This window comes from Thermithiobacillus tepidarius DSM 3134, assembly GCF_000423825.1.
GTDB lineage: Bacteria > Pseudomonadota > Gammaproteobacteria > Acidithiobacillales > Thermithiobacillaceae > Thermithiobacillus > Thermithiobacillus tepidarius.
In genome coordinates, this window is sequence record NZ_AUIS01000004.1 from 54005 (window position 1) to 67086 (window position 13082).

Here is a 13082-nt window from a genome sequence, read left to right on the forward strand (position 1 = left end):
GAGGGGGTGGTGAAAGGGCGCCCCTTCCGATGGCGTGCCGGCTTCGCGCTGGCTGGACTCCGCGCCGCCTGGCGCCTGGAGGCGAGCTTTCGCACCCATGTGCTGGCGGCCCTGGGCGCGCTGGGGCTGTTGGTGCTGTTGCGCCCGCCGGCCATCTGGTGGGCGCTGGTGATCCTCGTGGTGGCGCTGATCCTGGCGGCGGAGCTCTTCAACACCGCCCTGGAGCATCTGGCCGACCATCTGCATCCGGAGGAGCATCCCACCATCAAGATCGCCAAGGATTGCGCGGCTGCGGCGGTGCTGGTGCTGAGCCTGGCGGCGCTAGGACTTTCGGCCCTTATACTTTGGCAGTTTTTGTAGAAAGATTGCAAAAAACAAGTTTTTGCATGTCGGAACCAGCAACGAAGCGCTGGGTGCGCGACCAAGATTTGCTTCCGCACCTGCTTTCCCGGCTCGCGGCAGTGGGATAAACATTTTCTAACATCCTTGCCAAGGCAATTTGTCGCTTCTATATTAAAAAAACAAATAAAGAGGAGCTGCTCGTGAGCGCCGATCTCGCCCTGAGTATCATTGCAATCGTCATGGTGGTCTTTCTGCTCATCGGCTTGGGCCTGGCCCTGGCCTTGTGGCGCACGCTCAGCATCATGGTCCGGCTGGCCCAGCGGGCGGAGCAGGAGTTGAATCCGCTGATCTTCGATTTGCGCATGATCCTGGCGGACGCCAAGAAGATCAGCGAGACCGCGGAGCAGCAGGTGCGGCGCGTGGATCACACCATGCATTACCTGAGCCACAACCTGATGGACGCAGCCGATGCCGTGATGGCGCCCGTGTATCGGATGCGGATCTGGTCCCGCGCCCTGGCCACCGGCATGCGTTATTTTTTTCGGCGCGGTTGAAAGCGCTTCGTTTGACAATGCCCCATCTTAGGAGTCGTTCATGAACAATACCGAAAGCTTTATCCTGGGTGGCCTCGTCGGCGCAGCTGCCGCACTGCTGCTGACCCCGCGCACCGGCGCCGAGAACCGCCAGGAGCTGCGCCGGGCCTTGGAGAAGGGCCGGGAGCGGCTCGGCGACGCTGAAGCGGTGGCGCAAATCAGGGTCATGGCGCTGGTCGACGAGATCCAGGAGAAGACCGGCAAGTTGCTGGCGGCCGGCAGTGAAATGGCCGAGGCCAAACGCCAGGATCTCATGGAGGCGATCCAGGTGGCCAAGCGCGCGTTGGCCGAAGAACGGGAGATCCTGATGCGCAGCCACCGCGAGCGGCGCGCCGCCATCGAAGACGCCGCCAACGAGGAATAAGCCCGTCGCACGCCGGCTGGCCGGAGCGGGTACCGTCGGCCAGCCGGACGGCCTCTGTCGGGAGTGCGCCCTGCTGCGTGGCGAGCGCCACGCAGCTCAAGGTGGCCTTTGCTGCCGGGAGGGGCATCCAGTGGGTCGGTTGCGCCGGCACGCTTCGTATGCCCACGGGTTCTGCCGCTTGTCCTGTGGCCGGCCGATCTTGCTCCCGTCTCTTGCGTCATATCCGGACGAAGCTTGGCCCGCACTGGCTTTTCCGCCTGTCCGGACATAAAATGTCACGGACGCCAGAGATGGCATCTCTGGTCGCAAAGGAGCCATCTCTCGCGAAAGTGGCGGAATTGGTAGACGCACTGGATTTAGGTTCCAGCGCCGCAAGGCATGCGGGTTCGAGTCCCGCCTTTCGCACCATCTCACGCTGTCGCAGGGTCTGATGCGCCCTCTTGCCGGTTCCGTCCGGCGCCCGCCGTGCCTTGTGGGCCCGGCTTGCTGCCGCTATGATTGTTTCGAATTGCCCGTGAGTTTTTTACCCTAGTATGAGGAATTTGTAATGCAAGTCTCCGTCGAAGCCGGTGGACCACTCGAAAAACGCTTGAAGGTGACGGTGCCCGCCGAAGAAGTGGAAAGCACCGTCTCCAGCCGCCTGCGCCGTCTGGCCTCGACCGTACGGATGCCCGGCTTCCGTCCCGGCAAGGTGCCCATGCGCTTGGTTGAGCAGCGCTACGGTGATCAGGTGCTGATCGAGGCTTACGACGAGCTCATCAACCGTACCTACTCCAGCGCCATTGCCGAACAGGGCCTGCGCCCCGTGGGCCAGCCGGACATCGCCATCGAAGCCAGCGGCCGAGGCCAGGACTTCTCCTACTCCGCCACCATCGAGATTTACCCCGAATTCGAACCCGCGCTGGGCGAAGGCGAGCTGAAGCGGCCGACCGCCGAGGTCGGCGATGAGGACGTGGAGCGCACCATCCAGGCTTTGCGCGAGCAGCGCCGCACCTACGAGACCGTGGACCGCCCGGCGGCTCTGAACGATCAGGTGATCATCGATTTCAAGGGCTTCATCGGCGATGAGGCCTTCCCCGGCGGCGAGGCACAGGGCTTCAATCTCGTCCTCGGTTCCAAGCGCACCATCGAGGGCTTCGAGGAAGGCATCGTCGGTGCCGTTGCGGGCGAAACCCGCAGCGTCGAAGTCGCTTTTCCCGAGGACTACGGCAACAAGGAGCTGGCGGGCAAGCAGGCGCGCTTCGAGATCAAGGTCCAAGCCGTCATGGAGCCCCGGCTGCCCGAGGTGAACGACGAGTTCGCCAAGTCGCTGGGCGTGGAGGAGGGCGGCGTGGATGCCCTGCGCCAGGAAGTGCGGGAAAATCTGGCCTTCGAAGCGGAGCGTGCCAGCCGCGCACGGATGAAGTCCCAGGTGCTGGACATGCTGGCCGATGCCAATCCCATCGACGTCCCGCGCAAATTGCTGGATGCGGAAATGCAGCGCCTGCGCGAGACCCTGGGCTCGCAAGGCCAGCAGCAGGAGCCCTCGGCCGAGGCCGACGGCAAGCTGGAGGAGCTGGCGCGCCGGCGCGTGATCCTGGGCCTGGTCATTTCCGAGCTGGTGCGACGCAATGACCTGCAGCCCGATCGCGACGCGGTTCGCCAGGAGCTGGAGCGCATTGCCAGCCAATATCAGAACCCGGATCAGGTCGTGGCCTGGTACCTGGGCAACCCCGAGCGCCTGGGCGAAATCGAGGCCATGGTGCTGGAAAACAAAGTGGTGGACTGGGTGCTGGCACGTGCTAAAGTTAAGGAAGAGGCCGTCACTTTCAACCAACTCATTGGGCGCGATGAGGTCGCTTAAGATCCGCCGTCCTTTCACAAAGAGGCTATCTCAATGATACATGCCCCTCATGACCGTTCCGCCCCCGCTGTGCAGAACCTGGGTTTCGTGCCGATGGTCGTCGAGCAGACCGGCAGGGGCGAGCGTGCCTACGACATCTACTCCCGCATGCTCAAGGAGCGGGTCATCTTCCTGGTCGGTCCCGTGGAAGACAACATGGCCAACCTCATCGTGGCCCAGCTGCTCTTCCTGGAAGCGGAGAATCCGGACAAGGACATCTACATCTACATCAACAGCCCGGGCGGTTCGGTGACGGCGGGTTTGGCGATCTACGACACCATGCAGTTCATCCGCCCGCAGGTGGGCACCGTCTGCGTGGGCCAGGCGGCCAGCATGGGAGCCGTGCTGCTGGCCGCCGGCGCGCCCGGCAAGCGCTTCGCGTTGCCCAATGCCCGCATCATGGTGCATCAGCCCTCCGGCGGCTTCCAGGGGCAGGCGATGGACATCGAAATCCACGCCAAGGAAATCCTGCGCATCCGGGAACGACTCAATCAAATCTTAGTCCAACATACTGGACAGCCTTACGAGCGCATCGACCGCGATACGGAACGGGACTTCTTCATGTCTAGCCAGGAAGCCCTGGAGTACGGCCTTGTCGATGCCGTGATGGCGCATCGAGACACCAAACTGGGCTAAGAGAAGGAAAGAGAAATGGCGAGCAAAGACGGCAAGAGCGGAGAGAAGCTGCTGTACTGTTCTTTCTGTGGGAAGAGCCAGCATGAGGTGCGCAAGCTGATCGCTGGTCCCTCGGTCTTTATCTGCGATGAGTGCGTGGAGCTCTGCAACGACATCATCAAGGACGAGGTGCAGGAGGAGGCGTCGCGCCAGTCGGGCAGCCACCTGCCGCGCCCCATGGAGATCCGCCAGATCCTGGACGAGTACGTGATCGGCCAGGAGCAAGCCAAGAAGGTGCTGTCGGTCGCCGTGTACAACCATTACAAGCGCCTGGATCGGGCCGGCAAGGACGATGGCGTGGAGCTGGCCAAGAGCAACATCCTGCTGATCGGGCCCACCGGCTCCGGCAAGACGCTGCTGGCCCAGACGCTTGCCCGGCTCCTGAACGTGCCGTTCGCCATCGCCGATGCGACCACGCTGACCGAAGCCGGCTACGTGGGCGAGGATGTGGAGAACATCATCCAGAAGCTGCTGCAGAAATGCGACTACGACCTGGAGAAGGCCCAGACCGGCATCGTCTACATCGACGAGATCGACAAGATCTCGCGCAAGGCCGAGAATCCCAGCATCACCCGCGACGTGTCCGGCGAAGGGGTGCAGCAGGCTCTGCTGAAGCTCATCGAGGGTACCGTCGCCTCGGTGCCGCCCCAAGGCGGGCGCAAGCACCCGCAGCAGGAGTTCCTGCAGGTGGACACCACCAACATCCTGTTCATCTGCGGCGGCGCGTTCAGCGGTCTGGACCGCATCATCGCCCAGCGTTCCGAGAAGGGCGGGATGGGCTTCTCCGCGGAGGTCAAGAGCAAGATCGACAAGAAGAATGTCGGCGAAGTGCTGCGCGACCTGGAGCCGGAGGATCTCATCAAGTACGGCCTCATTCCGGAGTTCGTCGGCCGCCTGCCGGTGGTCGCCACCCTGGACGAGCTGGACGAGGAGGCGCTGGTGATCATCCTGACCGAGCCCAAGAACGCCCTGGTGAAGCAGTATCAGAAGCTGTTCCAGCTGGAAGGCGTGGAACTGGAGTTCCGGCCGGAAGCCCTGCGCGCCGTGGCCCGCAAGGCCCTGGCCCGCAAGACGGGAGCCCGCGGCCTGCGCTCCATCCTGGAGCAGTTTCTGCTGGATACCATGTATGAGCTACCGTCCATGAATCACGTCAAGAAGGTGGTCATCGATGCTGCCGTGATCGAGGCCAACGGCAAGCCCCTGCTGATCTACGAGGAAGGCGCGAGCCGCGCGGACGCCAATGCCTGAAGCGCGCTTGACAGCCCGCTTGCCCAGCTCCGTCCCGATAGCACCTTGAAAGCGTCAGGGCTGGCACAGGCCGACCGCCACGGAATGCCGGCCCCAGGGCCGGCGTTCCTGTTTAGAAGCAAAGCTTGAAATACGCCGCGCCTGCCCATATTTAAAGTTATGCGACACTTTGCATGAGGTGCACCTTATGGCACAAGAGGAAAACAAAATAACAGTCGTGGAGAATGCCTCCGTCACCGTGCCGGTCCTGCCGCTGCGCGACGTGGTGGTGTTTCCCCACATGGTCATTCCGCTTTTCGTCGGCCGGCAGAAATCCATTACCGCACTGGAAGACTCCATGGCCGGCGACAAGAACATCCTGCTCGTGGCCCAGAAGAACGCGGCCGACGACGAACCGGATGCCAAGGACATCCACACGGTCGGCACCCTGGCGACCATTCTTCAGCTCCTGAAACTGCCGGACGGTACCGTCAAGGTGCTGGTGGAGGGCAACGAACGGGCCAAGGTCGAGGAGTTCATCCCCAGCGCCAATCGCCTGATGGCCCGGGTGCATGCCTGGTCCGAGCAGCCGGTCGAGGACCGCGAGGTGGAAGCCCTCATGCGCTCGGTTCTCAACCAGTTCGAGCAGTACGTCAAGCTGAACAAGAAGATTCCGCCGGAGATCCTGGCCTCGCTGGCCAGCATCGACGATCCCGCGCGCCTGGCGGACACGGTGGCTGCCCACCTCTCCCTCAAGCTGGAGGAGAAGCAGGAAATTCTCGAAATGAAGGGCATTCGCCAGCGCCTCGAGCATCTTCTGGGCCTGATGGAATCGGAAATCGACCTGCTGCAGGTGGAAAAGCGCATTCGCGGCCGCGTCAAGCGGCAGATGGAGAAGAGCCAGCGCGAGTACTACCTGAACGAACAGATGAAAGCCATTCAGAAGGAACTCGGCGATCTGGAGGGCGAGGGCGGCGGCGATCTGGACGAGCTGGCCAAGCGCATCGAAGCGGCCGGCATGTCCAAGGAGGCGCGCGCCAAGGCGGAAGCGGAGCTCAAGAAGCTGCGCATGATGAGTCCCATGTCCGCCGAGGCCACGGTGGTGCGCAACTACATCGATTGGCTGGTGAACGTGCCCTGGAAAAAGCGCAGCAAGGTGCGCAAGGACATCGCCCTGGCCAAGCAGATCCTGGACGAGGACCACTACGGGCTCGAAGAGGTCAAGGAGCGCATCATCGAATATCTTGCGGTGCAGAACCGCACCGGCGGCTCCAAGGGGCCGATCCTGTGCCTGGTCGGCCCGCCCGGCGTCGGCAAGACCTCGCTCGGCCGCTCCATCGCCCGGGCCACCAACCGCAAGTTCGTGCGCATGGCCCTGGGCGGCGTTCGTGACGAGGCGGAGATCCGCGGCCATCGGCGCACCTACATCGGCGCCCTGCCGGGCAAGATCATCCAGACCATGGCCAAGGTGGGCACCAAGAATCCGCTGTTGCTGCTGGACGAGGTGGACAAGATGTCCATGGATTTCCGCGGCGATCCGGCTTCCGCCCTCTTGGAGGTGCTCGACCCCGAACAGAACAGCACCTTCAATGATCATTACCTGGAGGTGGACTACGATTTGTCGGAGGTCATGTTCGTGACCACCGCCAACACGCTGCACATGCCCGGGCCGTTGCTGGACCGCATGGAGATCATCCGCTTGGCGGGCTACACCGAGGACGAAAAGACCCACATCGCCCTCAAGTACCTGGTGCCGAAGCAGATGCAGAACCATGGCCTCAAGGACGGCGAGATTGCCATTCACGAGGACGTGATCCGCGACATCATCCGCCACTACACCCGGGAGGCGGGCGTGCGCGATCTGGAGCGCCAGATCGCCCGCATCTGCCGCAAGGTGGTCAAGGAACTGCTGCTGGACAAGCAGATCACCAGCGTGACGGTGACCCAGGACAGCCTGGACAAGTATCTGGGCGTGCGCCGCTTCAGCTTCGGCAAGGCGGAGACGGAAAACCGCATCGGCGAAGTGACCGGCCTGGCCTGGACCGAGGTGGGCGGCGATCTGCTCACCATCGAGGCGGTGGCCCTGCCCGGCAAGGGCAAGCAGACCTTTACCGGCAAACTGGGCGACGTCATGCAGGAGTCCATCCAGGCGGCCATGAGCGTGGTGCGCTCCCGGGCCCGTCTGCTGGGCATCGATCCGGAGTTCTACCAGAAGATGGACGTGCATATCCATGTGCCCGAAGGCGCCACGCCCAAGGACGGCCCGAGCGCAGGCATCGGCATGTGCACGGCCCTGGTGTCCGCGCTTACGGGGATTCCGGTCAAGGCCAGCGTGGCCATGACCGGCGAAATCACCCTGCGCGGCGAGGTGCTGCCCATCGGCGGCCTGAAGGAGAAGCTGCTCGCGGCTCACCGCGGGGGCATCGAGACCGTCGTCATTCCCAAGGAAAACGAGAAGGATCTGAGGGATATTCCCAACAATGTCCTGGAGCAGCTGACCATCAAGCCGGTGCGTTGGATTGACGAAGTGCTGGAAACGGCATTAGAGTACCAGCCCACGCCCCTGCCCGAGGCGGCGCATTCGGAGAAAACCGCGGGCGCCAAAGTGGGGGAAGGGGCCACGGCCCATTAAAAACCAAGGCGTGTCAAGGCTTCCGGCCTTGACACCCTCTTCGCGGGCTTGCTATATAGATATCCAGGCACACAAACAACTAAAGGGGGAGTAAAACGTGAACAAATCTGAACTCGTGGAAAAAGTAGCGCAAGGTGCTGGCATTTCCAGGACCGCCGCTGGCCATGCCATTGACGCGACCGTCAAAGCCATCACCGAAGCGCTGGCTGCGGGTGATCAGGTGACTTTGGTCGGCTTTGGCACTTTCTCCGTTGCTGCCCGCGAAGGCCGCAAGGGCCGCAACCCGCGCACCGGCGAAGAGATTGAAATCAAGGCTTCCAAGACGCCTAAATTCAAGGCTGGTAAAACGCTGAAGGATGCGGTAGGATAAGCATCTTTCAGGGCGGTTAGCTCAGCTGGGAGAGCGTCGGTTTTACACACCGAATGTCGGGGGTTCGAACCCCTCACCGCCCACCAGTGTGAGTGTCCAAAATCAGGGGTGGTAGTTCAGTCGGTCAGAATGCCGGCCTGTCACGCCGGAGGTCGCGGGTTCGAGCCCCGTCCACCCCGCCACAACCGAAAGGCGAATCTGCAAAGGTTCGCCTTTTTTATTGCTTGCGGCATCCGTCTCCTGCCGCTTGCAGAATCGGCAGGAAATGGTCTGAAAGTACTGTTTAGCCGACAGGATTTGGGTATCATGTAGCGCGAATTCGTTTCCGCCTTCTGAATTGGATCATTGACCTATGCTTGACGCGTTTCGAAATGTTGGCCAGTCCTGGGTGGCCAAGCTGCTGTTGGTGCTGATTGCCCTGTCTTTCGTCTTGTGGGGCGTAGGCGACTATTTTACGGATCGGCCGGACAAAACCGAGGTGGCGGAGGTGGACGGCACGCCCATCAGCCAGAAGATCTTCCAAGAGCGCTACAAGCAGGAAAGCGAACGCTATCGGCAGATGCTGGGCAAGGATTTCACCCCGCAGATGCTGGAACAGCTCAAGCTGAAGGAGCAGGTGCTGGACGCCCTGATCAATTACCAGGTACTGGTGAACGAATCCAAGCGCTTGGGGCTGCAGGTCACCGATGCCGAGGTGGTGCGCTTCATTCAGGGATTGCCGGTTTTTTCCGACGAGAAGGGTTTTTCCAAGCAGCGCTATGAGCAACTGCTGGCGCAACAGGGACTGACGCCCACCGCCTTCGAGGCGCAGGTGCGCGAGGAACTGGCGGTGCGCCAACTGGAGCAGGGCATCACCGTCGCGCCGCTGACGACGCCGCAGGAAGTGGCCGCCCTGTACGCGATCAGCGAGGAAACGCGCAATGTCCAGGTGGCCTTTCTGCCGGCGCAGGCCTTCAGCGCCCAGGTGAGCGTGACCCCGGCGGAGGTGGAGCAGTACTACAAAACGCACCAGGCGGAGTTCAAGCTGCCGGAGCGGGTGAAGGTCAATTACGTGATCCTGGGACCCGAGCAGTTCGCAGCGCAGGCCAAGGTCAGCGAGGACGAGCTGAAGGCGGCCTATGAGAAGCAGAAGTCGAATTTCACCGTGGAAGAGCAGCGTCGCGCCCGCCACATTTTGATCAGCGTGCCGCAGGATGCCAGTGCCGAAGCGGTGAAGCAGGCACAGGGCAAGGCGGAAACCCTGGTCAAGCAGTTGCGCGGCGGCGCGGATTTCGCCGCCCTGGCCAAGGCGGAGTCGCAGGATCCCGGTTCCGCCGCGCAGGGCGGCGAGCTCGGCTTCTTCGGGCGCGGCACCATGGTCAAGCCGTTCGAGGATGCCGTATTCGCGCTGAAGCCGGGCGAGATCAGCGCGCCGGTGCGCACTCCCTTTGGTTTCCACATCATTCAGCTGGAAGAGATCCGTCCGGCCCACACGCAGCCCTTCGAGGACGTGCGCGCCGAACTGGAGAATCAGGTGCGTCGCCAGAAGGCCGAGCAGGCCTTCGATGCCGCCGTGGAGAACTTCAAGGACGTGCTGTTCACCCAGCAGACCCAGGGGCTGGCAGGAGTGGCCAAGGAATTCGGGCTGCAGGTGGAGCAGAGCGACTGGCTGACGCGCGACGGTCCGGCCCAGGGGGTGTTTGCCAGTCCCAACGTGGTCGCCCAGGCTTTTTCGGCCAAAGTGCTGCAGGGCAAGAACAGCGATGCGGTGGATCTGCCCGATGGGCGCGTGCTGGCAATGCATCTGGCGGCGCGTGAGCCGGCCAAGCAGCAGGATCTGGCGGCGGTGCAGGAGCGCATCAGCACGCTGCTCAAGGAGCAGAAGGCGGAGGCGCTGGCCAAGGAGAACGCCCAGGCGCTGCTGAAGGCGGTGCAGGCGGGACAGGGCCTCAGCGAGGCAGCGCGAGCCAAAGGCTATCAGGTGGACGCCGCCACTGTGTCCCGTCGCAACGCCGAGCAACTGCCGCAGCCCCTGGCCATGGCCATTTTCAAGGCGCCGCCGCCGGCCGCCGGCAAAGTCAGCGTCGGCACGGCCAGCATGCCGGGCGGCGCCTTCGTGTACAGCGTGGATGCGGTGAACAAGCCGGCGCCGGACACCCTGCAGGCGCCCATCCGTCAGCAGATCGCGGATTTCCTGCAAAACCAGCGCGGCAATCAGGCGTTCAGGAGCTATTTGCAGACCCTGCGCGCCAAGGCAGAAATCAAGGTCTACAAGGACAAGCTGTAGCCGCTCAGCCGGCCAATACGAAAGGCGTGAGGGAGTCTCCCTCACGCCTTTTCGTTTGCCTGCCGCGGGTACGGCCCGGGTGGGAGTGCTGCTAGCTAGATGCCCATGGCGCTGTAGCCGGCGTCCACGTAGGTGATTTCGGCGGTAATGCCGGACGCCAGATCGGAGCAGAGAAAGGCGCCTGCGTTGCCGACTTCCTCGATGGTGACGTTGCGCTTGAGTGCGGCGTGCTGCTCGTAATGGTCGAGGATGCTCTTGAAGCCGCTGATGCCGCTGGCCGCCAGGGTGCGGATGGGGCCGGCGGAGATGGCGTTGACGCGGATGCCCTCGGGGCCGAGCGAGTGGGCCAGGTAGCGCACGCTGGCCTCCAGGCTGGCCTTGGCGAGCCCCATGACGTTGTAGTTTTCCATGGCGCGCACTGCGCCCAGATAGCTCAGGGTCAGCAGAGCCCCCCGCCGGCCCTGCATCAGCGGCCGACAGGCCTTGGCCAACGCCGTGAAGCTGTAGCTGGACACGTCATGGGCGATCTGGAAGCCCTCGCGGGTGACCGCGTCGATGTAGGGTCCGGCCAGCTCGTTTTTCGGGGCGAAGGCGGCGCCGTGCACGGCGATGTCGAGGCCGTCCCAGCGCCGCTGCATGTCGGCCACCACGGCATCGAGCTGTTCCTGCTCGCCCAGGTCGAGGGGCAGGGGCGCGGGCGCACCGAGTTCGGCCGCCAGGCTCTCCACCCGCTCGCGCAGGCGCTCGTTCTGGTAGGTCAGCAGCAGTTCGGCCCCTTCGCGCTGCATGGCCTGGGCGATGCCCCAGGAGATGGAGCGGTCGGAGGCGACGCCGACGATCAAAGCCTTCTTACCTTGCAGGAATCCCATACATTCTCCTTGTGTCGATCATCGAAACGGGTTCATGGACGATCAGGCATGCGCTCATGATGCGGATCGAGCGCGTCGCGCAGCCCCTCGCCAAGCAGGTTGTAGCTGAGTACGGTGACCAGGATGGCCAGTCCGGGATAGACGGACAGCCACCAGGCAAACTGGATGTATTCCTTGCCCTCGGTCAGGATGTTGCCCCAGCTGGCGGCGGGCGGCTGCACGCCCAGGCCGAGGAAGGACAGGCCGGATTCGACCAGGATGGCGCCGGCAATGCTGAGGATGACGGTGACGATGACCGGGGCCAGACTGTTGGGCAGGTAGTGCCGGAAGATGAGGCGCAGGTCGCTGGCGCCCTGGGCCCGGGCGGCCAGGACGAACTCCCGGTCGTGCAGGCCCAGGAATTCGGCGCGCACCAGACGTGCTACCCCCATCCATGAAGTCAGGCCGATGACCACCATGATGTTGAAGATGCTGGGTTCCAGGAAGGCGATCACGGCCAGGATCAGGAAGAAAGTGGGGATGGCCAGCATGATGTCCACCAGCCGCATCATGAAGCTGTCGGTGAGCCCGCGGTAGTAGCCGGCAATGGCGCCGAGCAGCACGCCGATGAGCGTGGCCAAACCGACGGCCACCAAGCCCACGGACAGGGAGATGCGGGCGCCGTAGATCATGCGCGACAGCACGTCCCGGCCCAGCCGGTCCGTGCCCATGGGATGGGCCAGGGACGGGGGCTTGAGGATGGCGTTCACGTCGATGGCGTTGGGGTCGTAGGGGGCTACCCAGGGCGCGGCCAGGGCCAGGAGGGCGATGGCGGCCATCACCAGCCCGCCCAGGACGGCGGTCGGGTTGCGGCGCAGGCGCTGCCACAGGCTCATGCGTTCAAACCCCGGCGCACGCGCGGGTCGGCCCAGGCATAGGCCAGATCCGCCAGCAGGTTGCCCAGAAGGGTGAGCACGGCGCCGATGACCAGGATGCCCATGACCACGGGAAAATCGCGCATGAGCACGGCATCGTAGAAAAGCTTGCCCATGCCGGGGATGGAGAAGAGGCTTTCCACGATCACCGAGCCGCCGATGAGGCCGGGAATGGACAGGCCCAGAATGGTGATGGTGGGCAGCAGGGCGTTGCGCAGGGCATGGGTGTAGATGACCTGCTGCTCGCGCAGGCCCTTGGCGCGGGCGGTGGTGATGTAGTCCTGGCGCAGCACTTCCAGGGTGTTGGAGCGGATGTAGCGGCTGAAGCCGGCAATGCCGCCGATGGCCGAGATGAAGACGGGCAGCACCAGGTGGCGGGCGCTGTCCCACAGCCGCTCCCAGAAGGGCAGTTGGTCGTGGTCCAGGCTGGCCAGGCCGGTGATGGGCAGCCAGGCGTGCTCCACCCCGAGCCAGATCATCAGGATCAAGGCCAGCCAGAAGCTGGGAATGGCAAAGCCGATGAAGACCAGCACGGTGGTGATGCGGTCGAAGCTGGAGTGCGCGCGCACGGCGGAGGCGACACCGACCGGAATGGCCGCGGCCAGGATCAGGAGCATGGCGAGAGCGTTGATCAGCAGGGTGACGGGCAGGTGCTGGGCGATTTTGTCGATGACCTTGGCGCCGTCGGGGGCGAAGGAGTTGCCGAAGTCCAGATGCACCAGGCGCTCCAGCCAGAGGCCGTACTGCACCAGCAGGGGCTTGTCCAGGTTGTAGGCGGCACGCAGGCGCTCGCGGGCCTCAGCACCCATGCGCGGGTCCAGGCTGGCCTCGGTGCTGGTGATGTCGCCGGGCGCCAGGTGCATGATGACGAAGGAGATCAGGGTGATCCCCAGCAGTATCGGCAGCATCCAGGCCAGGCGTTTGGCGATGTAGCTCAGCATAGTGCCA

12 protein-coding genes and 3 tRNA genes are annotated in these 13082 nt (G+C 63.5%); 12 read left to right on the forward strand and 3 right to left on the reverse strand.

Translation table 11 applies throughout. The features are described from left to right. Nucleotides 1-9: 9 nt before the first annotated feature. From G579_RS0101855 to G579_RS0101910, 12 genes are all read left to right on the forward strand, one after another. Nucleotides 10-360 (forward strand): diacylglycerol kinase, encoded by a 351-nt coding sequence (locus G579_RS0101855; protein ID WP_028988831.1) that lies wholly within the window; start codon nucleotides 10-12, stop codon nucleotides 358-360. A 182-nt stretch (nucleotides 361-542) separates the two neighbouring features. Next, a complete protein-coding gene (locus G579_RS0101860; protein ID WP_038017617.1) occupies nucleotides 543-896 on the forward strand; it encodes a hypothetical protein in 354 nt (117 codons plus the stop codon). 40 nt (nucleotides 897-936) lie between these two features. Next, nucleotides 937-1299: a YtxH domain-containing protein gene (locus G579_RS0101865; protein ID WP_028988833.1), complete on the forward strand. Its 363-nt coding sequence runs from the start codon at nucleotides 937-939 to the stop codon at nucleotides 1297-1299. Nucleotides 1300-1622: 323 nt separating this feature from the next. After that, nucleotides 1623-1707, forward strand: a tRNA-Leu gene (locus tag G579_RS0101870). 139 nt (nucleotides 1708-1846) lie between these two features. Then, nucleotides 1847-3142, forward strand: a complete 1296-nt coding sequence (tig, locus tag G579_RS0101875) for a trigger factor (RefSeq protein WP_028988834.1) — start codon at nucleotides 1847-1849, stop codon at nucleotides 3140-3142. Between the two features lie 33 nt (nucleotides 3143-3175). Continuing rightward, the gene (gene clpP, locus G579_RS0101880) at nucleotides 3176-3817 is read left to right on the forward strand and encodes an ATP-dependent Clp endopeptidase proteolytic subunit ClpP (RefSeq protein WP_028988835.1); all 642 of its coding nucleotides are present in this window, start codon (nucleotides 3176-3178) and stop codon (nucleotides 3815-3817) included. A 15-nt stretch (nucleotides 3818-3832) separates the two neighbouring features. Further along, nucleotides 3833-5104 carry an ATP-dependent Clp protease ATP-binding subunit ClpX gene (gene clpX / locus G579_RS0101885; protein WP_028988836.1) on the forward strand — a complete coding sequence of 424 codons (1272 nt, stop codon included), beginning with the start codon at nucleotides 3833-3835 and terminating at the stop codon, nucleotides 5102-5104. Nucleotides 5105-5291: 187 nt separating this feature from the next. Beyond that, a complete protein-coding gene (lon, locus tag G579_RS0101890; RefSeq protein ID WP_028988837.1) occupies nucleotides 5292-7715 on the forward strand; it encodes an endopeptidase La in 2424 nt (807 codons plus the stop codon). A 97-nt stretch (nucleotides 7716-7812) separates the two neighbouring features. Next, nucleotides 7813-8085, forward strand: a complete 273-nt coding sequence (locus tag G579_RS0101895; protein ID WP_028988838.1) for an HU family DNA-binding protein — start codon at nucleotides 7813-7815, stop codon at nucleotides 8083-8085. A 10-nt stretch (nucleotides 8086-8095) separates the two neighbouring features. Beyond that, a tRNA-Val gene (locus tag G579_RS0101900) sits at nucleotides 8096-8171 on the forward strand. A gap of 19 nt (nucleotides 8172-8190) precedes the next feature. Further along, nucleotides 8191-8267: transfer RNA gene (locus G579_RS0101905), tRNA-Asp, on the forward strand. 170 nt (nucleotides 8268-8437) lie between these two features. After that, on the forward strand, nucleotides 8438-10351 hold the full coding sequence (locus G579_RS0101910; RefSeq protein ID WP_081662516.1) for a SurA N-terminal domain-containing protein: 1914 nt from the start codon (nucleotides 8438-8440) through the stop codon (nucleotides 10349-10351). A 95-nt stretch (nucleotides 10352-10446) separates the two neighbouring features. Here the strand turns inward: G579_RS0101910 and G579_RS0101915 are convergent, their stop codons facing one another. Genes G579_RS0101915 through G579_RS0101925 form a run of 3 tightly spaced genes read right to left on the reverse strand, consistent with a single transcriptional unit; the run spans nucleotide 10447 to nucleotide 13075 of the window. Then, nucleotides 10447-11220: an enoyl-ACP reductase FabI gene (locus G579_RS0101915; RefSeq protein ID WP_028988840.1), complete on the reverse strand. Its 774-nt coding sequence runs from the start codon at nucleotides 11218-11220 to the stop codon at nucleotides 10447-10449. A 32-nt stretch (nucleotides 11221-11252) separates the two neighbouring features. Then, entirely contained in the window at nucleotides 11253-12095 is an 843-nt protein-coding gene (locus tag G579_RS0101920; protein ID WP_028988841.1) for an ABC transporter permease, read from the reverse strand. Next, nucleotides 12092-13075 (reverse strand): ABC transporter permease, encoded by a 984-nt coding sequence (locus G579_RS0101925; RefSeq protein ID WP_028988842.1) that lies wholly within the window; start codon nucleotides 13073-13075, stop codon nucleotides 12092-12094. Before G579_RS0101925 ends, G579_RS0101920 begins: the two co-directional genes overlap by 4 nt. Nucleotides 13076-13082: the final 7 nt, after the last annotated feature.

Excerpts from the sequence above, each read along its gene's own strand:
- clpP (WP_028988835.1), top strand. The coding sequence starts at position 3,176 with ATGATACATGCCCCTCATGACCGTTCCGCCCCCGCTGTGCAGAACCTG.
- G579_RS0101915 (WP_028988840.1), bottom strand. The coding sequence starts at position 11,220 with ATGGGATTCCTGCAAGGTAAGAAGGCTTTGATCGTCGGCGTCGCCTCC.
- G579_RS0101910 (WP_081662516.1), top strand. The coding sequence starts at position 8,438 with ATGCTTGACGCGTTTCGAAATGTTGGCCAGTCCTGGGTGGCCAAGCTG.
- G579_RS0101865 (WP_028988833.1), top strand. The coding sequence starts at position 937 with ATGAACAATACCGAAAGCTTTATCCTGGGTGGCCTCGTCGGCGCAGCT.
- lon (WP_028988837.1), top strand. The coding sequence starts at position 5,292 with ATGGCACAAGAGGAAAACAAAATAACAGTCGTGGAGAATGCCTCCGTC.
- G579_RS0101920 (WP_028988841.1), bottom strand. The coding sequence starts at position 12,095 with ATGAGCCTGTGGCAGCGCCTGCGCCGCAACCCGACCGCCGTCCTGGGC.
- G579_RS0101925 (WP_028988842.1), bottom strand. The coding sequence starts at position 13,075 with ATGCTGAGCTACATCGCCAAACGCCTGGCCTGGATGCTGCCGATACTG.
- clpX (WP_028988836.1), top strand. The coding sequence starts at position 3,833 with ATGGCGAGCAAAGACGGCAAGAGCGGAGAGAAGCTGCTGTACTGTTCT.
- tig (WP_028988834.1), top strand. The coding sequence starts at position 1,847 with ATGCAAGTCTCCGTCGAAGCCGGTGGACCACTCGAAAAACGCTTGAAG.